Genomic DNA, 26,137 nt, shown 5'->3' with positions numbered 1-26,137 from the left:
TTCATGCGCTTGCCCACTGGGTGCGCAATGCACACAGTGGGCAAGATGATTACGCCATCGCCATCAACGACGCATTGCCCCCAGCCGCTGCCGTATTCACGCTCAGCGCACGCTCCACCACCAATCGCTCGAATGGGGGTGTCCATGGCTTGTTGGCGGCTGCGTCAATATCCCAGAACTCGACCGCCACAATGGCGCCTGGGCGCTGCGCCAGCTGGCGCTGCACGGCCAGCAGATCTTGCTGTTTGCCATGCAACAGCGCCAAATCAATCTGCACCTCAGGCCCTTGCCAGGCTTGTGCCAGCACCACCTGAGCCTGCACTGCGGCAGGCAAGTTGTGCCACAGCGCTTGCCATTGCGCTGGCCAGACTGCTTTGCTGCCCACCAGCAGCACGGCTGCGAGTTGGGCCAACAGATCCGCCTCTTGCTCTGCCAAGCACAGCACGCGCTCACGCGGCAGCCAGCGGTAGAGGTTGTTTTCTCCTGTCGGGCCTGTCAATGCGTGTTGCCAGGTGGTGGGCAAGGTGTTGTGCCATGCCTGCCAGTCAGTGGCTGCAGTCTGCTGGGGCTGTCCTGCACCGCGCTGCAGTGCCCAAGCCAACAAGGCCTTGAAGGCTTCTGATGCTGGCTGCTTGGTCGCTGCAACGGCTGGCACTGGTGGTGTGGCCGGAGCTGCTGCCGTGTGCGCGGCCGCTGCGCGCAGCACCTGCGCCGGTGCCTGGGCAAGCAGGCGGTACAGGTACAGCGGGCCACCGGCTTTGGGGCCGGTGCCAGACAGGCCCTCACCACCAAACGGTTGCACGCCCACCACGGCGCCGACCATATTGCGGTTGACGTAGAGGTTGCCTGCGTGCGCGGCGGCGGTGACTTGGGCGATGGTTTCGTCAATGCGGGTGTGCAAGCCCATCGTCAGGCCGTAGCCTGTGCCGTTGATTTGTGCCATGAGGCCAGGCAAGTCTTCGCGGCGGTAGCGCAAGAAATGCACGACCGGGCCAAACACTTCGCGCTGTAATTCGTGGATGTTGGCGATCTCGATCACCGTTGGCAACACATAAGTGCCTTGGGCCAGTGGTGCGGCCTCGCCTTTGGCCACGCGGTGGGCACGGTGGACTTTGCGGCCCTGGCTGCGCATGTTGGCGATATGTTGCTCGATCACCGCTTGTGCGTCCTGGTCGATCACCGGGCCGACGTCGCAGGCCAGCGCGGCAGGGTTGCCCACGCGCAACTCGTCCATTGCGCCCAGCAGCATCTCCAGCAGGCGGTCGGCCACATCGTCTTGTACGCACAACACGCGCAAGGCCGAGCAACGTTGGCCGGCGCTGTCAAACGCCGAGTTGAGTACATCGCCTGCGACCTGCTCCAGCAGGGCCGATGAGTCAACCAGCATCGCGTTTTGCCCACCGGTCTCGGCAATCAGCGGGATGGCGCGGCCATGTGCGCCAGTGCGTTCGGCCAGATTGCGTTGCAGCAGGCGCGCAACTTCGGTCGAGCCGGTGAACAACACGCCTTGCACGCGCGCATCAGCGACCAGTTGCGCGCCTACGCTGGCGCCATCACCGGGCAGCAGTTGCAGCGCCGCACGGGGCACGCCTGCGGCCCACAAGGCGCGCACGCCTTGCGCTGCAATCAACGGCGTTTGCTCGGCAGGCTTGGCCAGGACTACGTTGCCGGCTGCCAGTGCCGCTGAAATTTGGCCCAGAAAAATCGCCAATGGGAAGTTCCAGGGGCTGATACAGACCACAGGCCCCAGCGGTACATGGGTGCTTGCATCCCACTGGTTGTGCACTTGCAGCGCGTAATAGCGCAAAAAGTCCACCGCTTCGCGCACTTCGGCAATCGCGTTGGAGGCGGTTTTACCTGCTTCGCGCATCAAGATGGCCATCAGGCCTGGCATGTCTGCTTCCAGCGCGTCGGCAGCGCGCTGCAGCATGGCTGCGCGCTCTGCTGCCGGTGTGCTCGCCCAAGCGGCAGCCTCGGCTTGGGCGGCTGCCAACGCATAGCCCACTTCAGCCTGCGTCGCATCGCGGCTATGGCCGACGATGTCCTGGTGGTTCGCTGGGTTCACGATGGGGTGTGGCGCTTGCTGCGTGTCTGTGTGCATGCCTTCTGCCAGCATGGGCTCGGCCAGCAGCATCTCCGTGGCGCGGCTGCTCAGGCTGTGGTGCAAGCGCTCCAGGGCCAGCTCGTCGCTCAAATCCAGGCCCTTTGAATTCAGGCGTGCCTGGCCATACAGCTGGCGTGGCAGGGCAATGGCTGGGTGGGGCAGGCCTTGTGTGCCTTCTTGTTGGGTGTAGGCATCGATGGTGGTGATCGGGTCTTGCACCAGCTCGGCAATCGGAATGCGGGTATCGGCTATGCGGTTGACAAACGAGGTGTTCGCGCCGTTTTCCAGCAAGCGCCGCACCAGATAGGCCAGCAAGGTTTCGTGTGTGCCGACCGGGGCGTAAATGCGGCAAGGTCTGCCCAGTTTGCCAGCGGTGGCAGCACCTACGACTTGCTCGTACAAGGGCTCGCCCATGCCGTGCAGGCACTGGAATTCATACTGGCCTGGGTAGTAGCTGGCTGGATCTGCCAAGGTGTAAATAGCGGCGACCGAGTGCGCGTTGTGGGTGGCAAACTGCGGGTAAATTGCCTGGGGCTCGGCCAGCAGCTTGCGTGCGCAATGCAGGTAGGAGGCGTCGGTATAGGCTTTGCGGGTGTAGACCGGGTAGTCGGCCTGGCCATCGACTTGGGCGCGTTTGATCTCCGAGTCCCAGTAGGCGCCTTTGACCAGCCGCACCATCAGGCGGCGCTGGCTGCGCTGGGCCAAGTCCACCAGATAGTCGATCACGTAAGGGCAGCGTTTTTGGTAGGCCTGGATCACAAAGCCCAGGCCTTGCCAGCCTTGCAGTTGCGGCTCAAATGCGAGCTGCTCCAGCAGGTCCAGCGAGATCTCCAGACGGTCGGCCTCTTCGGCATCGATGTTCAGGCCAATGTCGTAGCGCTTGGCCAGCGCACACAGGCGCACCAGCACTACATACAGCTCGGCCATGACGCGGTCGTACTGGGCACGGCTGTAGCGTGGGTGCAAGGCCGAGAGCTTGATGGAGATGCCCGGCCCCTCGTACACGCCGCGCCCATTGGAGGCTTTGCCAATCGCATGGATGGCCTGCTCATAGTCACGCAGATAACGCTCAGCATCGCGGGCGTTCACAGCCGCTTCGCCCAGCATGTCATACGAATAACGAAAGCCTTGGGCTTCATGGGTTTGGCCGTTGGCGAGCGCTTGCGCAATGGTCTCGCCAGTGACGAACTGCTCGCCCATCATGCGCATGGCCATGTCGACGCTTTTGCGAATCAAGGGCTCACCGCCCACATTGATCAAGCGGCCCAAGGCCGACGACAAGCCGGTTTCGCTGTGTGTGCCCACCAGCTTGCCAGTGATCAGCAGGCCCCAGGTGGCGGCGTTGACAAACATTGAGCGGCTATGGCCCAGGTGGGCGGCCCACTGGCCATTGGCGACTTTGTCACGGATCAGGGCGTCGCGTGTGGCCACATCGGGGATGCGCAGCAGCGCTTCGGCCAGGCACATCAGCGCCACGCCTTCTTGGGACGACAGAGCGTATTCCTGCAGCAGGCTTTGCACCAGGCCCGCCCGCCCGCCTTGGCTTTTGCGCTCGCGCAGGGTCTGTGCCAGGCGGCTGGCCAAGCGGCTGCTGGCTTGCGCGACATCGGCTGGCAGGCGTGCGCCTTGGGTGACCAGGGCGACGGCCTCAGGCTCAGGCTGGCGCCAGGCCTGCGTAATGGCAGTGCGCAAGCGCGCATTCCCCAGGCCTGCAGGCTGGATGAAGTCGGCAAAAGGGTTGGATGCAGACACAGGGGTAGGGCACATACAAGCAAATAAAAAAAGTGGTTGGTGAATGTGCGCAATAATCTCCGTTTTAAATAATTTTTTGTTTCGTTTATGCGCAAATTTTTAGTGTTTAAAACTAAAAAAATGGTATTTTTGAGGAATTGCTCAAAAACGCTCTGTGCTCGACCAAACCTGCCCATCAGCACCTCGTCCTGCCATGCACTCTGACTCTGTCCACCCGTTAGACCGTACCGACCGCCGCATTTTGCGCACTTTGCAAGACGATGGTCGCATTTCCAATCTGAAATTGGCCGAAGAGGTCGCGCTCTCACCCACGGCCGCGCTGGCGCGCGTGCAGCGTTTAACGCGTGAGCAATATATTTTGGGTTATGAAGCGCGCCTGAACCCGCGCCTTCTGGGCATTGGCATGCTGGTGTTTGTCGAGGTGTTGCTGGACCGCACGACGCCGCATGTGTTTGAGTCCTTCAATGCGGCGATTCAAGCGCATCCGCAGGTGCTCGAATGCCATATGGTCGCGGGCGGCTTTGATTACCTGGTCAAAACGCGCGTGGCCGATATGGATGCCTACCGCGACTTTGCTTCGCGCGTGTTGTGGAGCCTGCCCGGCGTGCGAGAGACCCGCACTTACGCGGTGATGGATGAGGTCAAAAGCTCCAGCAAACTGTTTGTGCAGGTGTGAGCACCTGCAACAGGCGCTTAATCGCTTGGCGCAATATCAGCGCGCACACGCTCCAGGTGTTTGCGCACATAAAAGCTCGCCGCTTCTGCATCGCCTTGCACCACCGAGTCGTAAATCAGCGTGTGCTCGGCCACATACAGCTGGATGCGCTTGGGCTCGTATATGCCGTCATCGCGCAAGCGTTTCCACAGCGGCTGGTCCATGCTTTGGGCGATTTCATCGGCCAGCTTCATCACCAGCAAGTCCCGGCTCATGTAGGCGATTTGGCGGTGAAACAGCCGGTCGGTATCGCTCCACAGCAGCTGCTGCTGTGGGTCGTTGATGTCACGGATACCGGCCATTTGCTCCAGGTAGCGCTCGGCCTGCAGGTCTCTGGCTGGGTGGCGGCAAGCCAGTTGGATGATGGCTGGCTCAATCATCATGCGCACCTCCAAAATGGCCACGGGGCTCATATCGGCAGGGTGGGCGCCAAACTCGGCCTGGCCTTCTGGCGCAATCTGCCACTGGGGCGCGGTGACATACGAGCCTGAGCCTTGCCGGGTCGCAATCAGGCCTTCGTTTTGCAGGGCACCAATGGCTTCGCGCACCGCTGGGCGGCTGACATTGAAGCGCTTGGCCAACTCGCGCTCGGCCGGCAGCCGACTGCCCAAGGCCAGCGTGCCTTCGTCAATCGCGCGCCGAATTTCATCGGCCACTTGCTCGTAGACCTGTTTAGGGCGAAAGACGCCATTGGCGTCGGTTGACATCTCCGTGGTCATAGTTTTTGCGTGTGGAAAGGGCGTGTGACCACCCAATTGTGGCCCAAGCAATAACAATAAAGAAAGCAATTGGTCTTTCCAGCAAACCAAAGTCACTTTTGTGGCGGCCGTTTTGCGAAATGCACCAAATGGGGTCGGTGTTTACCCTTGGTTTTTCTTCAAAAGCACCATTTTGGTAAATTTTTAAAACCAAAATTGGTTATAAAGCGAAACTTTTTGCATTTTGTTGGCATGTAATTTGCCTTTTCTCCCATTGATGAGAGATTTTGGTTCGAAAAAGAACCGAAAACACACTTTTAGAACGGAGTATGACGATGGCCGCCTCATTAACCGCCCCATTGCAGGTCTATAGCGCAGCACAAACCGCCGCCCTGCTGCCTTTTCCAGCCTTGATCGATGCATTGGCGCAGACCATGCGCGACTATGAAGCCGGTGCCATCCACAGCCCTGAGCGCATGGTTGTGCCGTTCGACAGCGCGGTCTTGCTGAGCATGCCTGCCGTTGCTGCAGACCTCGTTGCTCACAAATTGATCACCGTGCAACCGGCCAATTCGGCACGGGCCTTGCCAGCGATTCACGGCTTGGTCACTGCATTTGATTCGGTCACCGGCATTCCGCTGTTTGTGCTCGATGGCCCTGAAGTCACGGGTCGCCGCACAGCGGCCGTGTCGATGCTGGGCCTGCGCACGCTCGGTCCCAGCCAGGTGCGCGATGTGTTGTTGTACGGCACGGGCACACAGGCGCGCTACCACCTGCAGGCGCTGGCCGACTGCTACCCAGGCTGCACCGTGCACATCAAAGCGCGTGAGCTGGCCGAGGCCCAGGCGTTCTGCGCCGAGCACGCCCAGCTGCCCCTGCAATTGCTGGCAGTGGACCAAACGCTGCCTGACACCATGGATGCAGTCATCACCGTGACCACCAGCTTGCAGGCTATTTACGACTTGCCAGCCCTGGCTGGCCGTTTGGTGATTGGCGTGGGCGCATTCCGCCCAGAAATGGCCGAAATTGGCCCGAACACCCTGGCTGGCAGTGTGCTGTATGCCGACGACATCGTCGGCGCGCCACATGAAGCGGGCGACCTGATACAGGCCGGCGTTGATTGGGCCCAGGTGCGCAGTCTGGCCAGCGCCTTGGACCAGGCCGCTGATCACACACGCCCCATCGTATTCAAAAGCGTCGGCACCGCCGCTTGGGACTTGGCTGCTTGCCGCCTGGCACGCCAACTGCTGCAAAACAGCCCCGTCACTTGATTGCGTATTCTTTCCTTTAACCCTTGACCTCTCTCTAGCATGACTGCAAGCACGACCACTGCAGCACCTTCTTCAGGTGCGACCAATAAACGGGTACTGGCTGCCAGCCTGATGGGCAGCTCCATCGAATGGTTTGACTACTTTTTATACGCCACGACCGCGGCGCTGGTGTTTAACAAAGTCTTTTTCCCGATGACCGACCCGGTCGTGGGTTTGATGCTGTCGTATCTGACGTTCTCGCTGACCTTTTTCATTCGGCCGCTGGGCGGCTTTATCTTCGCCCACATTGGCGATCGGATTGGCCGCAAGAAAACCCTGGTGATGACGCTGTCGCTGATGGGCGGTGCGACGGTGGCGATTGGCTTGCTGCCTGGCTACGACACGATTGGCATTTGGGCGCCGATTTTGCTGATTGTCCTGCGCCTGATTCAAGGCCTGGGCATTGGCGGTGAGTGGGGCGGTGCTTTGCTGCTGGCCTATGAATACGCGCCCAAGAACCGCAAAGGCCTGTTTGGTAGCGTGCCGCAAATGGGCGTGACGATTGGCATGGTGATGGCCACACTGGCGATGATGCTCATGAGCCTGTTGCCAGACGACCAGTTCCTGTCCTGGGGCTGGCGCGTGCCGTTTTTGCTGAGCGCGGTGCTGGTATTTTTGGGTTTGTGGATTCGCAAAGGCATTGATGAAACGCCTGAATTCAAAAAAGCCAAGGCGACTGGCAATGTGGCCAAAATGCCGATTGTGGAGACCTTGCGCTACCACTGGCGCTCGGTGCTGGTGGCAGTTGGCATCAAGTTTGTAGAAACCGCGCCGTTTTATATTTTTTCAACCTTCATCGTCAGCTACGCCACCAGCGCGTTGAAATTTGAGCGCATCACGGTGCTCAATGCGGTGATGGTGGCCACCCTGGTCACCACGGCGATGATTCCTATCATGGGCCGCCTGTCCGACAGCATTGGCCGTCGACGCATGTTTGTGATTGGCACGGTGCTGATGGGGCTGTTTACCTTCCCGTACTTCATGCTGCTGGAGCAACGCACCACCACCACCTTGGTGATTGCGACGGTGATTGGCCTGGGTCTGATCTGGGCTCCGATCACTGCGGTCCTGGGCACCTTGTTCTCGGAAATTTTCTCGACCCGCGTGCGCTATACCGGCATCACCTTGGGCTACCAGATTGGCGCTGCGCTGGCTGGTGGTACTGCACCACTGGTGGCGACCTGGCTGCTCACAACCTACGATGGTTCTTGGGTGCCGGTGGCCTGCTACATCATTGCCACAGCGGTGATTTCTTTGGTCGCTATCGCTTACGCCAAGAGTGCGTCAGACAGTGACAACTAAGCACTGCGTTGTAGGGAGCGTGCGGCCATGCCTGTGGCGAACACGTACCAAGCAAGGCGATTGACTTGTGAACAGTGGCTTTGGCCACTGTTCCAGATGGCTGATACCCCCGATTGTGTGCATCGGGGGGTATTTTTTTGCCGCACCAGTTCAAGCGCAGCTGTGCAGCGGCAAAGCCATCGTGAAACCGCCAACGGTGTCAGTCGGCTTTTGAAGTCGCAAAAAGGGGCCGCACCCAAGGCTATGGGCGCGGCGCTGGCGGTGGGTTCTTAATTCAAGGCAGCCAGTGGATGCGAGGCAGCCGGCCAGGGGCTGACAAAAAATGCCGCGACTTCATCGGCATTGACCTCTTCAATGCGCGCAGGCTTCCATTGCGGCTGGTGGTCTTTATCAACCGCCAAGGCACGAATGCCTTCGATGGTTTCGCTGTTTTTTTGCCGTTCAGCACGCAGATAAAAGCAGTGGCGCACCAGGTCGCGCTCCATGCGCAGGTCGTCTGCCAGGCTCATGCCACGGCCCCGGCGAATTTGCTCAAGCACCACATGCAGCATCAGGGGCGAGCGCTTGCGCAACAGGCTGGCGGTCTCTTGTGCCCAGCTGTCGCTGCGGCTCTCGAGTGCGTTGATGATGGCTGCGACCGATTCCAGGCCAAACACCTGGTCAATCTCGCCGCGCTGAGCGGCCAGTGCGGAGGTGTGTTCGACAAAGTGTTTGCGCACAAAAGCTTCGACGGCTGCGCCGCTGTCAAACTGACCGGCCAAACCATCCCACAGCGCAGGCAATTGCGCAGCAGGCACTACGCCATCGGCCAGTTGTACGGCGACGGCGTCTGCCGCGTGAAAGACTTGGCCAGTCAGGCCCAGGTACTCGCCCATGTGGCCCGGTGTGCGGCTGAGAAAGTAGCCGCCTCCCACATCGGGAAACAGGCCGATGGCAGTTTCTGGCATGGCCATTTTGGTGTTTTCCGTCACCACGCGCAGGCTCGCGCCTTGCGAGATGCCCATGCCGCCGCCCATCACCACGCCATCCATGAAGGCGATATAGGGCTTGCCCAAGTGGTGGGTCAGGTGGTTGAGTGCGTACTCTTCGGTGAAAAAGTCTTCCAGCTGGGGATTGCCATCGCTGCCTGCCTGGTGCAGAAAACGGATGTCGCCACCAGCACAAAACGCCCCAAAAGCGCCTTCGCGGCCTTGACCGCGGATGGCAATGGCCAGGACCTGGGCGTTATCGCGCCAGTCCAGCAAGATGCGGTTGAGCTCGCGCACCATGCCCAGCGACAGCGCGTTCAGCGCCTTGGGGCGGTTCAAGGTGATAAAGCCGACTTGTCCGCGAATTTCGGACACAACATCTGTTTGTTGACTCAATTTTGACTCCTGATTGGTGTTGTAGTGAGGCGTGCATCGTCTATCTACAGTTTGAAGACGGTTTCCGTATTGTTTTTTAACAAAAGAAACGCAATTTAGCCCGTTGCTCGTGTGAAACCTGCCGGTTATCCAGCGCAGGTCATGGTCAATGGTAGCCGTTTTTACCATGCTCGCCATGAACCAGCACTGCCCATCCGTTTCCCGCAGCACAAGCCAGTGCGGCTTCACCCTGCTTGAGCTGATGGTGGTATTGGCCATTGCGGCGATTTTGGCGGCGCTGGCCTTGCCCAGCTTTGACAGCATGGTCAAGCGATGGCGTACCAAAACGGCGGCTGAAAACCTGGTCTCTGGTATTTATCTGGCGCGCAGCGAAGCCGCTCGTTTTGGTGGCGTTCAGATGGCGCGTATTGACGGGCCGGAGTGCCAGACTGCAGGCCTGTGGCAATGTGGCTGGCGCGTGCAAACCCTGGGTCAGGATGGGGTGACACTGCAAACGGTTGAAGCCATCAAAAGCATGGTGATTATGCGCAGACCCGAGACCAACACCACCAGCTTTAACCAGTTTGGCCAGGTCAATGGTCTGGGGGCGTATAGCTTTGTGGTGGTACACCAGGCCAACCAGGGTGATAGCAGCAAAGCGATCACGGTCTGCGTGTCTTCGGCAGGGCGGGTGCGCACCGTGCGAGGCACCACACAATGCACGTGATTCAAAGTATGCAATGCAAACATTCCATCGCCCGCCAGCAACGCGTACAGCAACCCTTGCGCTTGGGTTGTCCGCAGCCCGGTCTGCATCCGATAGCGGCCAGGCAGCGCGGCATGTCCCTCATTGAAGCGCTGGTGGCCTTGCTGATTGTGGCATTTGGTGTGCTTGGCATGCTGGGCATGCAACTGGGCATTCTCTCAGACACCCGCAATAGCGTACAGCGCGCCCAAGCCATTCGCATGATTGAAGACTTGTCAGAGCGGCTCAAAAGCAATCCCGGCCGATTCTCGGTGCTCAGTGCCTATGCTTTGCCCGATTGGAGCGCGCCTGATAACGCACCCACGTACAACTGTAGCGCCATGGTGTGCAGTGCTGAGCAGCAAGCTGTCTGGGACATTCAGGTGTGGCGCAGCAACGTGCCGCTGGGTTTGCCGGGGGCCCAGGCCATGACGTTCCTGTCGCAAAGCGAGTCGAGCAATGAGGCCAATCGGCGCCAACTGGGCGTGTTGCTGGCCTGGCCTTACAACGAGCGTGCCGAGCATGCAGGCAATGCAGCGTTCTCCATGCCGTTTGAGATTGTAGAAGGCTCTGGCACGGCTGCGTTGGCATGCCCTGCCAACATGATCTGCCACTTGGCCTACATACAGCCATAAAGGATGCCCATGTTTCATCGACTGCCCCCTTTATTGACGCGTGGCCCCAACCGACCAGCACCAAGCTGGCCGGCTGCCAGCCTCCCGCATCGCCTGCAGCAACACGGTCTGAGCCTGCTGGAGTTGCTGGTGGCCATCACCCTTGGGGTAATGGTGATTGCGGCGGCTTTGGGCACCTTGCTGATGTCCAGGGCCGTGACTTCGACCACGGGCGAGGTGGCCAGTTTGCAGCAAGACGCCGCTTACGCATTGACCGTGATGGGGCGGCTGATTCGGCAAGCTGGCGCGCTTGAGCCTGTGCAAGAAAGCCCATTTGCGGGTTTGCCCATGATGGCATTTGAAGACCGTGCAGTGCCGATAGTGACCGGCCGTCAGGGAGGCGGCAACGAGTCGGACAGTTTGACCGTTGCAACGCAGTCGGGCAGTCGCGTGGGCGTGAATGTGGATTGCTTTGGCAATACCGTGTCAGCGCGCGAATTCAGCGCTGTATTTGCAGTCAACGACAGCCAGCAGCTGACCTGCCAAACCGTGGTGGATGGCAAGGCGCTCGCTGCTGCGCAGCCGCTGGTGGCCAATGTCAGCAAGCTGCAAGTGCGCTACCGCATTGCCCAGCGCGATGCGGCAGGCCGTGACAGCCTGTCGATGGCCAGCGAGCCACCGCCGAGTTCCACTCTTGTGGGGGCGCCACGGGTCGTGGCCGTGGAGTTGTGCCTGGAGATGGAGGGCAACGAGCGCCTCCAGGGCGTTGCAGGCAGCTGGACCAATTGCGCAGGCGAGTCGGTCGAATTACAGCAGCGTTTGCGGCGTGTTTACCGCAATGTGTTTTACCTGCGTACGGCGTAGCCACCGCATACGATCAAGGAGCCGCTTTGCATGTCTATGTCTGAACACAGCAGCCGCGCAGGCCACCGAGTACGCCACGCGTCTGCCCAAACTACCGCCGGCTTGCGGCATCCTGCCCTGCGACGCCAGCAGGGCGCAGCCATTGTGATTGTGATGGTGGTGATGCTGCTGGGGGCCTTGCTGGTGGCCTGGTCCAGCCGCGCTGCGCTGTTCAGCGAACGCGTCACCGGCAACGAGGCCGACTACTTGCTGGCCTTTGAGGCCGCGCAGGCCATGTTGGCTGATGCTGAGCTGGACGCGCTGGGTATCACGGCCGATGGCAGTGCTTGCCTGCAGGGATGTCGAAAAAACAATCCTGGCATGCTGCAAGTGCCGCAGAGTTTTAGCCTGCTTGACAGCGATGGTGGTGATTTTTTGGTGCTTGAGCGGGCGGTGCAAGGTTTGGCTGTGCCTTGCCGCCAGGGGCTGTGCTTTGACGACGGACGCTTGCCCGCGCGCTTCTGGCTCGATGCGGACACCCTTGAAGCCATGCAGGCAAGCGCAGCGCTCTATGGCGAGTTTACCGGAGCGGTGCAGGACGCCAGCATGGGCAATTCCCGCTTGCTGGTGACCGCAGACATGCGCCAAAACCGCACACTCGCCAATGCCTGGTACTGGATTGAGCCGCTGGAATTCAACGCTAACAGTGCGATTGGACAGCGCTACGCGCCCATTGGCCAGAGTGTGGGCATGAACTCCATCAATGGCATCGTCTACCGCATCACAGCGGTTGCTCGTGGGCGCAAGCCTGGCACGCAGGCGATTGTGCAGTCGATTCTGGTGCCACAAGCCCAGGCCGTGATTGCGGCCAGGCCATCGGGGGGATGAATGGGGCCAACACCAGATCGGCTTTACGCCATGAGCAATTGGAATACTTGTAGGAGTGAGGAGTTGAGGATGTCACGCATCAGCCAAAACCGTCGAATCGGCCCAGTACCAATGGGCCTCAAACTGCTGGCCTGCGCTGCGGTGCTGGTCAGCCTGGTTGCTGAGTCAGGGGCTGAGCCGATACCACTGATGCAAATACCGGCGGTGAATATGGGCAGACCGCCTGCGCCCAATGTGATTGTCTCGATAGATGACTCTGGCAGCATGCTGTATCGGGTCGATGCGGAGAAGTATGCAGACAGCAAGCAGCGCGAGACGGCAGACACACGCATGGCCATTTTAAGGGCCTCGCTGTTACAGGCATTCTCAGAAGAGAATATTCCCAATGGCGCGATTCGCCTGGCCTGGATGTCCATGAACGGCTGCCCCAATATCCCCAGTGCCGCGGGCGGTTGCAGTAACACCAATGGCATGAGAATCCTGGATGCCGCGCATCGCAAGCGATTCCTTGACTGGGTCAGTGGCAAGACGACCGGGGGCAGCTTGACAGCAGGGGGGAACACACCCGCTCTCAGAATGCTATTTAATGCAGGCAATTATTTAAAGAGCAACCGGCAGCCCTGGCTCAACGATCCCAGTGTGAGTAACTCAGGTGCATTGGCTTGCCGCAGAACCTACAATATTTTCATGTCTGATGGGGGCTGGAATAACCAGGCGGTTTTGCCAGCTGCGGGCATGATTGGCAATTACAGCAACCGGCGCCAGCCCCTGCAATTGCCAGACGGCACCAGTTACGATATTAGCAATCCGCAGCTCAATATCTACCGCGACCGCAGCCGATTCCCCAATGGTTTTGTACCCGGTACCGGGTCTAGTGCCTGGAATTGGCCGACCTTGTCAGATTTGGCCTTTTATTTTTGGGCGAATGATCTGAGCGGCCAAGGCAGGCAGGTCGAGCCCAAGATGGTTGAGCGCGTTGCACGCCCAATCAAGGGAGCGAGCTGGAGCCTTGAGCCCTATTGGAACCCGGCCAATAATGTTGCGACTTGGCAGCACATGACGGTGTACTCCGTCGGCTTTGGGGTTGGCGCCAACTGGGCTCCTTTGGGCGCGCGGCCGGTGTTTGGCAGTGATACCTGGAATGGCGGTGACTACGATGACCTGCTCTCTGGCAGCAAGCGTTGGATTGACCCTTACAGCACCACCAATGCAGTGCTCAGAATGCCTGAGCTATGGCATATGGCGATCAATAGCCGGGGCAAATACATCCCGGTCACCAGGGCCGAAGACCTGACGCCAGCCTTTCGCGATATTTTGAATGAAATCATTGTTGACTCGCAATTGCCGATGACTTCGGTCGCCTTGAGCGCTGCCACCACCCGTGCTGATTCGCTGATGTTCACCGCCTCCTACAATCCGGCCACTTGGTCTGGTTATGTGCAGGCGCAAACTGTCAAGGCAGGCAATGCGGCCATTGATGCCAATAACCAGGCATGGGGCGGTAAAAACACGGCGCAAATCATGTCGGCCCAGGGTGCCAATTGGTTTAACCAGCGCAAGATAGTCAGTGCCAACAGCAATGGGCAGGCGATTGAGTGGAAGTGGTCAGAGCTCGATGCGAGCCAGCAAGCGCTGCTCAACAGCACGGACCAACTCGGCCAAAACCGGCTTCTCTACCTGCGTGGTGACCAGTCCAAAGAGCTTGGCAAGAGCGGCGGGGTGTTTCGCCAGCGCGAATCGATTCATGGCGATGTGGTCAATTCGCAAATCTGGTTTATGCCCGGCAACCACTACAGAACCGCAACGAAAAAACCTGACCGGCCCGATATGTTGTATGTGGGCGCCAACGACGGCATGCTCCATGCGTTCAATGCCTCGACGGGCAGGGAAATGCTGGCCTATGTGCCCAAGGGCTTGATCAGCCAGCTGCCTTTGCTGACTGAGCCCGGCTATGCGATTCGGCACCGGTATTTTGTCGATGGCTCGGCATTCACCGGCGATGTTTTCACACACCAGAAAAACAGCGATGGCTCAACCAATACAGCACTTCCCAAAAGCTATCTGGCCGGCTTTTTAGGTGCCGGTGGCCGAGGTTATTTTGTCTTGGATGTGACCGCGCCGCAGGATTTTGCCACTGCCCAGCCTGGCGAGGTGCTGGTACTGGACCAAACGCTGGATCCCTCAGAGCAATTTGAATCCACCGATGCCCGAGCCTGGCTGGGTCACATCATGGCCCAGCCTGTAGTTGATCAAGTCGATACGCGCTTGTCCAATCAACTGGTGCGCATGAACGATGGCCGCTGGGCTCTGGTGATGGGCAATGGCTACAACAGCCAGAATGAGCAGGCCGCGCTCCTGGTCCAGTTTCTCGAAGGGGCCAAGGAGTTGAAGGTGATCCCTGCCAGTGCTACCGAGCCGCTTGGCAATAGCAATGGCTTGGCCGCGCCGCGCTTGATTGACCTCAATGGCGATGGTGCAGTGGATGTTGCCTATGCCGGAGATTTGCTGGGCAACGTCTGGAAGTTTGACCTGAGCTCAGCCAGCCCAGCCGACTGGAAAGCCTCGTTCTCTGGCACGCCCTTGTTCCAGGCCCAGCGTGTGGGCGCTGGCGCAGCGCAAAGCAGGCCCGCTATTACCACGGCACCCGCGTTTGCGTTTCACCCCGATGGCGGGATCATGCTGATGTTTGGCACTGGCCGCCTGCTGAGCAATGCCGACCGCAGCAGCATCGACAAGGAATACGTGCTGGCCATTCGCGATGCCGCCAACTATTCCAGCACACCGGTTTTGGCCGGTGGCGTTGCGAACACTCTGGGCACTGTCGAACTGGTAGACAACAGCAGCGACCAAGTCGACTGGCAGGACTTGGTCGAGATACAGACCACGCTCAACGGTGACAGCTGGAATCTGTCGAATACGCCGGTGGATTACAGCAGCAAAAAGGGCTGGTTCTTCCAGTTGCCGGTTATCGGCTCGCGGGTGCTTGAGAACAGCGTGTGGACCATTGGGGAGCAATTCCGCGTGCCAATTGAGCTGCCAGTACAAGGCGGCAGCCTAGAGGTCAAGGAAACCTGCGACGTTGAGTTTGCTGCCGGTCAATACTACCAGGCCAATTTGGCTATTCGCACCGCAGCTCCGGTACTGCCTCCCGCGCAGTGCGATGCCAATGGCGGCAATTGCAAGGACTGGCTGCAAGATCCTTTAATCAAACCTGACCAAAGAGAGTACCGCTCCCAATACTTGATGGGCGATGGCCAGCTGTGGAGTCCAGGTGTTGCCGAGCCCGAGCCCTTGTTCTCCATCATGCCTTTGACGCCTTCATGGCGGCCTATTCGCTAAACCGTGCATGACAGCCAGCTCCTTGCTCAGGCCCAGCCCTTGTTGGACTGTTTCGTTGTTTTTTCAGTGGAGTAATCGCATGCTGCAATTTGGCCCAACCCTGCCGCGCCGCGCCATGGCGCGCAAGCCCAAGGGCTTTACGCTGATTGAAGTCATGGTGGTGGTGGTGATTGTCGGTATCTTGGCCGCCATCGCCTATCCCAATTACCAGGAGTACATCCAGCGCGGCCGCCGCGCTGAGGCGCGCACTGGCTTGCTGCAAGCGGCGCAGTGGTTGGAGCGGGCAGCAACAGCCATGGGCCGTTATCCGCAGGCTGAGGGGTTTCCCAGCAGTATGCAGTCTGTGCCTTCTGGCACTTATGGCATCGGGTATGCGCCCAATGACACCGGCTCCACTTACACCTTGACGGCCAGCCGACAAGGACCACAGCGCCATGACAGATGCGGAGATTTCACCTTGACGGAGAACGGCCAGAAAGGACTCAAAGACTCCACGCAAACAGTGGAGCTGTGCTGGAATCGTTAGAGCCGGTTCATCATCTCGACGCGACTGCGTGGAGATGATCAACAGGGTACAAGACGGCGATCGTGGGCCTGTCATGCAAGCCAGACAGAGCCTGCAGAGTTATTGGCTGACATAGCGCCCAGGCCGGTGGCTGATCCACAAGAACACGCCCATCACCACTGCGGCCAAAATGGAATAAAGCACGTTTTGCACCGGCACCATGAACAAGGCCAGTGCGACCACGCTGCAGTCCACCAGCAACTGCACCTTGCCAGCGGCAATGCCATAGCGCTCTTGCAGGTACAAAGCCAAAATCGCGGCACCGCCCAGGCTGGCGCGGTGGCGTGCCAAAAACAAGCAGCCAGTGCCCAAGAGCAGGCCACCGAGCACAGCGGCAAACAAGGGGTTGAGGTAGTCGACGTGGATGACCTGCGGCCCCCAATCGGTCAGCAGCGACAACAAGCCAACTGCGATGAAGGTTTTGACCGTGAACTCTGGCCCCATGTGCTTCCAGGAAAACCAGTAAAAGGGCAGATTAATTGCAAAGAACACGGTGCCAAGCGGCAGGCCGCTCCAGTAGTGCACGAGCAAGGCAATGCCGGCAGTGCCTCCGGTCATCAGCCCAGCCTGGGCGAACAGCATCAAGGTGATGGAGACAAACAGCGTGCCGGTGGCAGTGCGCAAATGCGTTGCGCAGGCCAGTACCGCATCAGCCACATCTTCCGGGCTGACAATGCGGCCCAGCGGGGTTTTGGCGGCTTTGCTTTGCAGTTCTTCACGGCTGCGGCCTGCAACGAATTCAGTGTCTACTGAGGCCGGTGAGACGCTCAAGAATCGCACTGGCCCGAACGCCCGCGCCAGTGACTGGGTCATCGTATCGAGCGCCGCTTTGGCCGCGCAGTAGGCGATATTGCTGCCCGAACCGGTAAACGCCGAGACAGAGGAAATATTCACCACCAAGCCGTTGGCGCTGCGCTGCAGCAAAGGCAGCAAGGCGCGGGTGATCGCGTAAGGGCCGGTCACATTGGCACTGAGAATCTGATCGAACAACGCGGGCTCAAGCGTGGCCGTATCGGTGTGGGCGATGCGCTGCGTAAAACCGGCGGAATTGACCAGCAGGTCGATGTGGCCGATCTCATTGGTCAGCAGATGGGCCAAGGCCTCGTGGGTGCTTGCGTTTTGCAGGTTAATCGCAGCAATGCGGTGGCCGTGGCCAGGCAATTGTTCGAGCAGTGCCTGGGCGCGTGCATGGCCGCTGTGGTAGCCCAGCACAATGCTGGCGCCTTGCGCTGCCAGGGCTTTGGCGCAGGCTGCACCGATGCCACTGCTGGCTCCGGTAATGACGGCGACTTGGTTGTTGAGTGCGTTCATGACTAGGGTCTGTTTGGCAAAAAGTTGGACCGTGCAGGCCAGGCACCAAGCACTGGTGAGCAGCGCATCAGCACGTCCAAGAAAGAGCTGCAGGTTATCGTTGCCACTGCCATGCCGTCTTTGCTTTGTTCATTAAACGGACAGCAATTTTTAGGAATAAACCCTAGTTTCTATTTGAAAGACTGCGAAGAAAAATACGCATCCACTATTCAATTTCAATATATGGACAAACTTGTGAATGCAGGTGCACCCGGCTCACTCAGCCGCGGCGTGGCCTTGCTCAAACTGCTGGCGACGGCTGGTGTGCGTGGCATGGCATTGACCGATATTGCGGTGAAGGCAGGCATTCCGCATCCGACCGTGCACCGCGTCTTGCAGCAATTGGTGGCCGAGCGTTTGGTCGACCGCCACCCTGAGTTGCGACGTTACCGCTTAGGGCCGTTGGCCTTTGAGCTGGGTTTGGCCAGCGCAACGTTCTACGATATTCGCGATTTATGCGATGCCGCGATGGTGAATTTGGCAGGTGCCTCTGAAGACACAACCTACCTGGTGGTGCGCAGCGGTTTTGAGGCCGTGTGCATGCACCGGCGCGAAGGCTCGTTCCCGATCCGCACGCTGATTTTGGATGTTGGCAGCCGCCGCCCGCTGGGTGTGGGCGCTGGTGGTTTGGCGCTGCTGGCAGCGATGGAAGATGCCGAGCGCAGCGCGATCATTGAGCGCGTGGCCCCTATGCTGGCAACCTTTGAGGGACTGGATGCGGTGGTGCTGCAAGAGGCCTGCATGCAAACCCGCAAGCGCGGCTATTCGTTGATTAAAAGCACCATCAATCTCGGTGTGACGGCGGTTGGCCAGGTGTTCTACAGCAGCGTTGGCCAGCCGATGGGCGCTTTGAGTGTGGCTGCCTTGTCACAGCGCATGACGTCGCAGCGCATTGAGGCGACAGCCAAGATCCTCGATGTGGCCTGCAAGGATCTGGGCCGGCGTTTGCGTGAGCGCCAAATGGTTGAGTGGTCGATCCAATACTAAATCCAGCCTGCTGCTCAGTCATCGATTTTCCACAGCTGTTTGAGCAGTGAAATCACCGCAATCAACAGCGGCTGCGCCTCGGTCTCCGACGGGTAGGCAAACCCCAGCGTCGCATTGACGCGCACATTGCCCCACAGGCTAAAGGCCTGGCGCTTAAAGCCTTCGAGCGCCACCTCTTCGCGTAGCAAGGCGCAGCCGGTTTTGGCCATCACCAGGCTGTCGATATTGGCCAGGTCGTCGATTTGCATCACGATGCGCGGCGACTGGCCGCGTTTTTCAAACATGTCGCGCAGCAGCCAATGGCTGTGGCTGCCAGATGGCCCATCGAGCCAGGGCAGGGCTGCCAGCTCGCGCCAGTTGGCTGCTTGCAATTGCTCATGCAGGCCATTGGGCACGGCAATGCGGTAGACCACGCTGCGCAGTGGCAGCCATTGCACATCGCGTGGTGGGTGGGCGGCAATGGCAAATGCGGCAGTCAAGCGCCCGGTGCTGACGTATTCGCTCAGCTGCTCGGCTGGCAGCACGCGGGTGTGCAAATGCACCAGTGGCAGGCTATTGGTGATGGCCTGGGTAAAGGGTCCCAAGCGCAAAAAATCCATGCGTTCGCTGGGAATGCCCAGCTCAAACTGCCCTTGCAACTGGCCATGCAATTGGGTGGCCTGGGCTTTGAGTTCAGAGCCCAGCTTCAGCAGCGCCTCGGCTGTCGGCAGCAGCGATTCACCGGCTTTGTCCAAACTCAGTTTTCCGCCGCTGCGCTGGAACAGGCTCACGCCCAGGCTTTGCTCCAGCGCCTTGATTTGTGCGGTCACCGCCGGTTGGGTCAAATGCAGGGCTTCGGCCGCACGCGTGAGGTGGCCCAAGCGGGCCACCGTGACAAAGGCACGAATCTGGTAGATCTCCATAAGCGCCGATTATCGCCATGCAGCGCTCACAAGCGCGCGGCTGAACGGGTGCAGCACCATCTTATTGCGGCAGCAAACGCACTTGCGATGGCTCCAGCCCGACGCTGACACCAACACCTGGCGGGAAAATGCTCAGACCGGCAAAGTGCGACTGGTCGGCCGTGACTTTCTGTTCACCGACGCGCACCTCGTAGCGGGTGAATTCGCCCAGAAATTCGCTGCGCTCCACAATGCCTGGCAGCCACAGGTAGCGCCTGTCAATTTGGTCGCCTTCGGGCTGAATCACGACTGAATGTGGCCTGAAGCTCAGCACCAAGGCATTGTGTTCGGGCGTGTCGACAGCAGTTGGCAAATCGACTTCGCCCAGGCCGTCGACCGCCAACGTCAACTGGCCTGCTTCGCGGCGTGTGACCTGGCCGGGCAGCATATTCATCGTGCCCACAAAATCAGCGACAAAGCGGTTGACCGGGAAGTCGTACAGAGTCGACGGGCTGCCCACTTGTTGCACCACGCCCTGGTCCATCACGGCCATGCGGTCGGCTGTGGTCATGGCTTCTTCCTGGTCGTGCGTGACGAAAATGGTCGTGATGCCCAGGCGGCGTTGCAGCGACAGCAGCTCCTGGCGCATTTGCACGCGCAGGTTTTTGTCGAGGTTGGACAGCGGCTCGTCCAGCAGCAGCACCTGCGGCTCAATCACGATGGTGCGCGCCAGCGCCACGCGCTGCTGCTGGCCGCCCGAGAGCTCGTTGGGGCGGCGTTTGGCCAAGTGCAGCAAACCCACGGTTTCCAGCGCTTGCGTGACTTTCTGGCGGATGTCTTCGCGGCTGGCGCGGCGCTCGACCAGACCAAAGGCGACGTTGTCCCACACGGTCATGTGCGGCCACAGCGCATAGCTTTGGAACACCATGCCAATATTGCGTTTGTGCGGAGGCACATGGCTGATGTCCTGGCCATCGACCAGCAATTGGCCACTTTGGTGCTGGTTAAAGCCCGCAATCAGGCGCAGCAGCGTGGACTTGCCTGAGCCGGAGGGGCCGAGCAAGGCGAAGAATTCGCCCGGCTCGATGGTGATATTGATGTCCTTGAGTACTTCGGTTTTGCCGTAGGACATGCGGATATTGCGGCATTCAACACTGACTTTTTTCATGGTTTTTATTCCTCACTGCGCACAGGACGAAAACGTGACGATGTGCGCTCCACAATCACATGCGATACATAGGTGCCGATCGCCACAGCGATCACGGCCAGGACCCCCAGGGCTGCGCCTGGGCCACGCCCGGAGGCGCTTTGCATATACAGATAAATGCCGTAACTCATGGGCGCGTCGCTGTCGCGTGTGACCAGCATGATGGTGGCTGACAGCTCGACAGCGGCGGTGATGAAGCTGGTGACAAAGCCTGCCAGAATGCCGCCTGCCATCAGCGGGATCACGACGCGCTGGATGGTGCGGATGCGGTTTGCACCGACCGAGGCTGCGGCCTCTTCCAGCGAGATATGCACCTGCTGCAGCGCTGCCACGCATGAGCGCAGCGCATAGGGCAGCCGCCGCACCGCGTAGGCAATCATGATCAGCAGCCAGGTGCTGGTGATGCCGATGTCGGTGAAGGGAATGTTCACGTCGCGGAAGGTGCGCATATAGCCAATGGCCAGCACGATGCCCGGCACGGCCAGCGCGGCAGAGGCAATCCAGTCCAGCCATTGGCGCGCACGCAGCGACGAGCGCAGCATGATGTAGGCAATCGCCGTGCCCAAGATCACATCCAGACCCGCTGCCAAACCGCAGTACAGCAAGGTATTGCCAATCATGCCTTTGGACTCTTCAAACACCGCTGCGTAATGCGCCAGTGTGTAGGCATCAGGCAGTGGCGCGTAGCTCCACACGGTGGCAAAGGACAGCAGCAGCACACCAATATGCGGTGACAGCACCAAGAGCAGCACCAAACCAATCCAGATGTAAGCACCAATGCTTTGCCATTTGCTCAGCGCGCGCTGCTGGATCGAGCCGCCGCCTTTTTGCAGCGTCGAGTAGTCGCGTCCTTTCATTACGCGGGCCGACAGCCACAGCGCCAGAATCGAGAACGCAATCATGATCACGCTGATCACATAGCCCAGTGGGTCGTCCAGACCCACTTGGGTAATACGCAAATAGGCTTGCGGCGCCAGCATATTCGTCACGCCCATCACCAGCGGTGTGCCCAGGTCATCAAACACCTTGACGAACACCAGCGAGGCGCCAGCGATATAGCCGGGCAGACTCAGCGGAAAAATCACCCGCCAGAACAAGCGCCAGCCTTTGGCGCCCAGGTTCAGTGCGGCCTCTTCCATGGCACCGTCGATGTTGCGCAGCGCCATGGTCAGGTTCATCAAAATGAACGGGAAGTAGTGCAGGGATTCGACAAAGATAATGCCGTTGAGCCCCTCCATCACTGGAATGGTGAAGCCCAGGTATTCGTCGAGCAGCAGGTTGACGCTGCCAGCGCGGCCAAAAATCAGCTGCAAGGCCACGGCGCCCACAAAGGGCGGCATGATCAGCGGCAAGATGCCCAGGGTCTGGATCATCAGCGCGCCCTTGAAGCGAAAACGCACGGTGAAATAGGCCAGTGGCACGGCAATCAGCGACGACATCACAGTCGCCATCAGCGCCACGTACAAGCTGTTGAAAAAGGCTTCTTTGAGCAAGGGCTGCTGCAAGAAAGCACCAAAGTGACCCAGCGTCGGCGAGCCGTCGGTATTGACGAAGGCGGTGTAGAACACCGTGCCGACCGGAATCACCAGAAACAGGGTCAGGAAGGCCAGTACCAGCAAGGCCACCAGCGCCAGCCCTTTGGGGAATGAGCGTGAGATTGAGGAAAGCATGTCAAATGACCAAGTTCGCCCGCCGCCTTAACCATCGTGCAATCGTGGGGCGGGTGAAGGCGGTGAAGAAACGGGCCTGTGCGCGCTGCGCGAGCCAAGGCCCAAAGACCCGGCCTGCGAACCGCTTCGGTTGGCTGGCCGGGTGGTGTGGCTGCGTGATTACTGCGAGCCAGCCTGTTTGGCCAGTGCCACGGCTTTTTCGTAGTTGGCTTTGGCCTGGCTATTCCATTCGCCCTGCAGTTTGGAGAGCTGCTGGTTCACGGCCGAGTCGGTTTTGTCAGCGGCAAACAGCGCTTGCAATTCGGCCGACGCCGCTTGCTCAGCCGTCAGCACAGGCGACCAGGCCAGTTGCTTGGCTTCGTCCAGCAGTGCCTGGCCTTTGGCGTTCGGGTTTTTGGCCAACTTGGCCTCGGCTTCAAAAATGGCCTTGGTCGCTGCGCGCAAATCGTCTAGGCGGAAGGTGATGGTTTGGTCGAACAGCGACTGCACGATGAAATAGCGGTTTTTCGAGACATCGACATCAAACGCCACTTTGCTGCGTGCAGCAATTTCCTGGGGGTTTGGGTAGCCTTCTGGCACGCCGCTGAGCTGGTCATAGGGCAGCACGGGCAGGCGCGAGATGTCGTTCTTGAACAAGAGCTCCTGGCCTTCTTTGGACAGCGAGTACTCGATGAACTTCTTGCCTTCTTCGGTATTGCTGGCGCCTTTGATCAGCGCGATATTGGCCGGCACAATCGAGGTCTCTTCCGGGTAGACAAATTCCACCGGGAATTTCGAGTATTTGCTCGACAAGCCAAAGAAGTCGATCACCGGGCCGGCGCCAAACTGGCCGTTGTTGACGCCATCGGGCACACCAAACGAGCGGTCGGTCATGGCTGCGGCATTGCCACTCATGCGCAGCATCGTGTTCCAGCCCTTGTCCCAGCCTTCGCCCTGCAAAATGGTCTCGACGGTCAAATGGGTCGTGCCTGAGCGCGATGGCGAGGTCAGGCCCACATTGCCAAACCATTCAGGCTTGAGCAAATCGGCCCAGGTGGTAGGCGCTTCGAGCCTTTTGGCCTTGAGCACACGGGTGTTGTACATGATGCCGTAACCAGCCAAGGCCTGGCCCAGGAACAGGCCCTCGGGATTGTTGACCGGGAATGCGCCAATCGTGGCAGGCACAGCCGGGTTGGCAATGTCGTTGATCGGCTCCAGCAATTCGTTTTGCGCCAAGACCTCAAATGCATCCGGGGCGCTGGCCCAGAACACTTCAGGGCGCTTGCCTTCGGAGGATTCGCGCACATAGGCGATGCCAGCGACCGTGTTCTTGTTCAGAATCTCCAGCTTGATGCCAGGGTTGGCCTTTTCAAATGCGGTTTTGTAGGCCCCGGTCAATTCTTTGGGGAAGGAGGTGATCACGGTAACCGTGCCCGCTTGTGCGGCCAGGCTCCAGGCGCTGGCGACCAGCAGGGCCGCTTGTGCACTGCGAGTCAGTGCTGTGCGAATCGAAGGACGGCGTGGCGATGCCATTGTGCTCAACATGAGAGTCTCCTAGTACTGTAATAGTTTTGTCACAATACCCAGCGCCCTTGCTTTGGCCCAATCATATTTTTTGATGTGGCGCATCAGCCTGAGCGTGTTTGTGTCTGGCCAAGTTTGCAACATCTTGTTTTTTAATGTTTTATGTGTTTTTGGTTGCATTGGGCAGATCATGTCTGCAAGCCCAGGCCTAGGGTAAACCTGAGAGCAGGCTTTGAGGTGCGCTTGGGCTTGCGGTGGCCTGTCATCTGGGCGCGACACAGTCGTGCGGGAGACATCGTGCGCGGCGGCGGCTCTGCACAATCGCTGTATGGGAACCATTTATTTAGTGCGGCATGGTCAGGCATCGTTTGGTGCTGCCGATTACGACCAACTCAGCGACAAAGGCTTTGTACAGGCCGAGCAGCTTGGGTCTTATTGGCGCGAGCAGGGGCTGGTGTTTGACGCGGTCTACAGCGGCACGCTCAAACGCCACCAACAGACCTTGTCAGGCTTGCTCAAGGGCCTTGGCAGCTTGGGGGTAGTCGCCGCTACCGGCGCGGCCCTGCCGCATACGCAAAGCCGTTTGCTCAACGAGTACGACCCCGATGCGTTGCTGGGCGCTTTGCAGGTGACTTTGCCCAAGGCCGATACGCCAGAGACGATTCGCCTGCACTTTCGCACTTTGTGCACGGCGATGGCGCAATGGATGGACGGCAGCATCAGCCCGGTTGGCATGCCGGCTTGGCCTGAGTTTCAAGGCGGCGTGATGCAGGTTTTGCAGGACATTCAGGCCCAGCACCAGGGCCAGAATGTTTTGCTGGTCTCTAGTGGTGGGCCGATTGCCACTGCGGTGGCCGCGGTGATGGGTGCACCTGCCGAGCAGATGATCGGCCTGAATATGCGAATCCGCAATACGGCGGTGACGGAGTTGGGCATTACTCCCAAGCGTATCAACTTGCACAGTTTTAACGGCATCCCGCATCTGGCGGCCTTGGCCGAGCGTGATTTGGTGACGATGACCTGAGTCAAGAATCCTGTGTGGCTTAAAACCTGTTCATGATCTCCACGCGGCTGCGCCGAGATCGTAAACACGTTCTTAGACGCTGGCCGCAGTCTCTGGCACGCGGGTGTCTGCCCAGGCGCCCACACGCGCCATGCGTTTTTTGAGTTTGAGCACTTGTTTGTCCTTGGACAGCAGCACCGCTTGCTGGGCGACAGCCAGATCAATAAAAGGCTGGTCGTCTTTGTCCCGGCACAAAATCGTACAAGCGGCGGCGGTATCGACCAAGTGCGTGCGCAGGTCAAACTGCGCCAGAATGGCCTCGGCCGTGCGCTGGTAAAACGCCAGACTCGCTTGCAAATGCGGGTAGAGCAGCACACGGGCGAGTTCATCGCGCATGCGTTGCGTGGCAATCCAGCGCCATTGCGCGCTATCGGCCAAGGCCGTGTTGACCTGTGCTTGCAATTGCTGGGCAGAAGGGTCGCCAAACAGCAAATAGTCGAGCACGATATTGGTGTCCAGAATCAGCCCTCTGGGCTGGGTTTCGGGGGCCATGCCGGGCGCGGCGCTGGCCTCAGTGGTGGGGGTCATCAGCAGGATTCGCAGTTAGATCGTAAACACGTTCTTAGAGATTGCGTAGCAAGGGCAGGAACATCGACTGGAACAGTGCTTGCCCCTCTGCGCCACTGAGCAAACCCATCAGCAGCACATTGCCCACGACGGTGAGCCAGAACACCGCTTGAAAGCTTTGCTTGCTGGACTTGTGGCGCAAGTGGCGCTGCGCGAGCAAGGCCGCCGGCCAGCCGCCCAGCAAAGACAAAATATGCAGCGTGGTTTCTTTGGTGCGCCAAGCACCTTGTTGCGCGGCTGATTTGTCGACCGCGTAGACGCCAAAAGTGATTACGTTGACCACCAGCAGCCACAGACCCAGTAGATGGGGCAGTACGCCAAATGCGGCCAGGCCCAGGCCTAGCAGCAAGGCCGCTACTGCCAAGCCCAGTGGCCAGCCCCACACCGGCAAAGCGCCATGCTTTTGATGGCGTGCGGCTGGTTGCTTGGCTTGGCGGCCTTGCGCCGTGGTGGGCTCTCCCATCAGCAGCGCTTGCGTGGCTTGCCAGCGCCCTTGTGCGTCGCGCTCTAGCAGGTAAGACAGGCGGTCGCCCGCCACAGGGCGGCGCGGGCGGTTGGCAAACGCTTTGATATGCACAAAGGCCTTGGGGCCGCCGCCCTCCGGAATCACAAAGCCAAAGCCTTTGTCGTCATTCCATTGGTCTAGGCGGCCTTGTTGGCGCTGCGCTGGGTGGGCAGTGTTCATGGCGCA

The 26,137-nt window shown here is 59.5% G+C and carries 21 protein-coding genes; 11 read left to right on the top strand and 10 right to left on the bottom strand.

Annotated features, from left to right (window positions below; all coding sequences use genetic code 11):
• Positions 1 to 49: 49 nt before the first annotated feature.
• A complete protein-coding gene (gene putA / locus E8K88_RS07610; RefSeq protein ID WP_136406065.1) occupies positions 50 to 3,871 on the bottom strand; it encodes a trifunctional transcriptional regulator/proline dehydrogenase/L-glutamate gamma-semialdehyde dehydrogenase in 3,822 nt (1,273 codons plus the stop codon).
• Between the two features lie 178 nt (positions 3,872 to 4,049).
• On the opposite strand from putA, the gene E8K88_RS07605 reads away from it, so the two are divergent.
• On the top strand, positions 4,050 to 4,532 hold the full coding sequence (locus E8K88_RS07605) for an Lrp/AsnC ligand binding domain-containing protein (RefSeq protein WP_136406064.1): 483 nt from the start codon (positions 4,050 to 4,052) through the stop codon (positions 4,530 to 4,532).
• A gap of 17 nt (positions 4,533 to 4,549) precedes the next feature.
• Here the strand turns inward: E8K88_RS07605 and E8K88_RS07600 are convergent, their stop codons facing one another.
• Complete coding sequence (locus tag E8K88_RS07600; protein ID WP_136406063.1) at positions 4,550 to 5,278, bottom strand: FadR/GntR family transcriptional regulator; 729 nt, start codon at positions 5,276 to 5,278, stop codon at positions 4,550 to 4,552.
• Between the two features lie 326 nt (positions 5,279 to 5,604).
• Between E8K88_RS07600 and lhpI the strand changes: the two genes are divergently transcribed.
• Both lhpI and E8K88_RS07590 read left to right on the top strand, forming a co-directional pair.
• Positions 5,605 to 6,540 carry a bifunctional Delta(1)-pyrroline-2-carboxylate/Delta(1)-piperideine-2-carboxylate reductase gene (lhpI, locus tag E8K88_RS07595; protein WP_136406062.1) on the top strand — a complete coding sequence of 312 codons (936 nt, stop codon included), beginning with the start codon at positions 5,605 to 5,607 and terminating at the stop codon, positions 6,538 to 6,540.
• A gap of 39 nt (positions 6,541 to 6,579) precedes the next feature.
• On the top strand, positions 6,580 to 7,881 hold the full coding sequence (locus E8K88_RS07590; RefSeq protein ID WP_136406061.1) for an MFS transporter: 1,302 nt from the start codon (positions 6,580 to 6,582) through the stop codon (positions 7,879 to 7,881).
• A gap of 269 nt (positions 7,882 to 8,150) precedes the next feature.
• Here the strand turns inward: E8K88_RS07590 and E8K88_RS07585 are convergent, their stop codons facing one another.
• Complete coding sequence (locus E8K88_RS07585) at positions 8,151 to 9,245, bottom strand: enoyl-CoA hydratase/isomerase family protein (RefSeq protein ID WP_240754399.1); 1,095 nt, start codon at positions 9,243 to 9,245, stop codon at positions 8,151 to 8,153.
• A 166-nt stretch (positions 9,246 to 9,411) separates the two neighbouring features.
• Here E8K88_RS07585 and E8K88_RS07580 point away from each other — a divergent pair, with 166 nt between their 5' ends.
• The 6 genes from E8K88_RS07580 (at position 9,412) to E8K88_RS07555 (ending at position 16,179) form a co-directional block, all read left to right on the top strand.
• Positions 9,412 to 9,951, top strand: a complete 540-nt coding sequence (locus E8K88_RS07580; protein ID WP_168797276.1) for a GspH/FimT family pseudopilin — start codon at positions 9,412 to 9,414, stop codon at positions 9,949 to 9,951.
• Positions 9,942 to 10,604: a type IV pilus modification protein PilV gene (pilV, locus tag E8K88_RS07575; RefSeq protein ID WP_136406058.1), complete on the top strand. Its 663-nt coding sequence runs from the start codon at positions 9,942 to 9,944 to the stop codon at positions 10,602 to 10,604. Before E8K88_RS07580 ends, pilV begins: the two co-directional genes overlap by 10 nt.
• Before the next feature lie 9 nt (positions 10,605 to 10,613).
• The gene (locus tag E8K88_RS07570) at positions 10,614 to 11,447 is read left to right on the top strand and encodes a prepilin-type N-terminal cleavage/methylation domain-containing protein (protein WP_168797274.1); all 834 of its coding nucleotides are present in this window, start codon (positions 10,614 to 10,616) and stop codon (positions 11,445 to 11,447) included.
• 30 nt (positions 11,448 to 11,477) lie between these two features.
• Positions 11,478 to 12,314 (top strand): pilus assembly PilX family protein, encoded by an 837-nt coding sequence (locus E8K88_RS07565; RefSeq protein ID WP_136406056.1) that lies wholly within the window; start codon positions 11,478 to 11,480, stop codon positions 12,312 to 12,314.
• Positions 12,315 to 12,383: 69 nt separating this feature from the next.
• Positions 12,384 to 15,653, top strand: coding sequence for a pilus assembly protein (locus E8K88_RS07560; RefSeq protein ID WP_168797273.1), 3,270 nt, complete (start codon positions 12,384 to 12,386; stop codon positions 15,651 to 15,653).
• Between the two features lie 79 nt (positions 15,654 to 15,732).
• Positions 15,733 to 16,179, top strand: a complete 447-nt coding sequence (locus E8K88_RS07555; protein ID WP_276606662.1) for a type IV pilin protein — start codon at positions 15,733 to 15,735, stop codon at positions 16,177 to 16,179.
• A 99-nt stretch (positions 16,180 to 16,278) separates the two neighbouring features.
• Here E8K88_RS07555 and E8K88_RS07550 read toward each other — a convergent pair whose 3' ends face one another.
• Positions 16,279 to 17,529: an SDR family oxidoreductase gene (locus E8K88_RS07550; RefSeq protein WP_136406054.1), complete on the bottom strand. Its 1,251-nt coding sequence runs from the start codon at positions 17,527 to 17,529 to the stop codon at positions 16,279 to 16,281.
• 222 nt (positions 17,530 to 17,751) lie between these two features.
• Here E8K88_RS07550 and E8K88_RS07545 point away from each other — a divergent pair, with 222 nt between their 5' ends.
• Positions 17,752 to 18,555, top strand: coding sequence for an IclR family transcriptional regulator (locus E8K88_RS07545; RefSeq protein ID WP_136406053.1), 804 nt, complete (start codon positions 17,752 to 17,754; stop codon positions 18,553 to 18,555).
• A 14-nt stretch (positions 18,556 to 18,569) separates the two neighbouring features.
• Here E8K88_RS07545 and E8K88_RS07540 read toward each other — a convergent pair whose 3' ends face one another.
• From E8K88_RS07540 to E8K88_RS07525, 4 genes are all read right to left on the bottom strand, one after another.
• Positions 18,570 to 19,457, bottom strand: coding sequence for a LysR family transcriptional regulator (locus E8K88_RS07540; protein WP_136406052.1), 888 nt, complete (start codon positions 19,455 to 19,457; stop codon positions 18,570 to 18,572).
• A 61-nt stretch (positions 19,458 to 19,518) separates the two neighbouring features.
• Positions 19,519 to 20,604, bottom strand: a complete 1,086-nt coding sequence (locus E8K88_RS07535; protein WP_136406051.1) for an ABC transporter ATP-binding protein — start codon at positions 20,602 to 20,604, stop codon at positions 19,519 to 19,521.
• 5 nt (positions 20,605 to 20,609) lie between these two features.
• Positions 20,610 to 22,313, bottom strand: a complete 1,704-nt coding sequence (locus tag E8K88_RS07530) for an ABC transporter permease (RefSeq protein WP_136406050.1) — start codon at positions 22,311 to 22,313, stop codon at positions 20,610 to 20,612.
• A gap of 159 nt (positions 22,314 to 22,472) precedes the next feature.
• Positions 22,473 to 23,825 carry an ABC transporter substrate-binding protein gene (locus E8K88_RS07525; protein WP_136406164.1) on the bottom strand — a complete coding sequence of 451 codons (1,353 nt, stop codon included), beginning with the start codon at positions 23,823 to 23,825 and terminating at the stop codon, positions 22,473 to 22,475.
• A gap of 319 nt (positions 23,826 to 24,144) precedes the next feature.
• On the opposite strand from E8K88_RS07525, the gene E8K88_RS07520 reads away from it, so the two are divergent.
• Positions 24,145 to 24,840, top strand: coding sequence for a histidine phosphatase family protein (locus E8K88_RS07520; protein ID WP_136406049.1), 696 nt, complete (start codon positions 24,145 to 24,147; stop codon positions 24,838 to 24,840).
• Positions 24,841 to 24,912: 72 nt separating this feature from the next.
• Here the strand turns inward: E8K88_RS07520 and E8K88_RS07515 are convergent, their stop codons facing one another.
• Together E8K88_RS07515 and E8K88_RS07510 are read right to left on the bottom strand one after the other, a co-directional pair.
• On the bottom strand, positions 24,913 to 25,407 hold the full coding sequence (locus E8K88_RS07515; RefSeq protein WP_240754398.1) for a putative toxin-antitoxin system toxin component, PIN family: 495 nt from the start codon (positions 25,405 to 25,407) through the stop codon (positions 24,913 to 24,915).
• Between the two features lie 34 nt (positions 25,408 to 25,441).
• On the bottom strand, positions 25,442 to 26,131 hold the full coding sequence (locus tag E8K88_RS07510; protein WP_136406048.1) for a DUF1294 domain-containing protein: 690 nt from the start codon (positions 26,129 to 26,131) through the stop codon (positions 25,442 to 25,444).
• Positions 26,132 to 26,137 lie beyond the last annotated feature (6 nt).

Source organism: Lampropedia aestuarii (genome assembly GCF_004803635.1).
GTDB lineage: Bacteria > Pseudomonadota > Gammaproteobacteria > Burkholderiales > Burkholderiaceae_C > Lampropedia > Lampropedia aestuarii.
The sequence above is the reverse complement of the archived record's forward strand: the minus strand, read 5'-3'. Positions and strand labels throughout refer to the sequence as shown.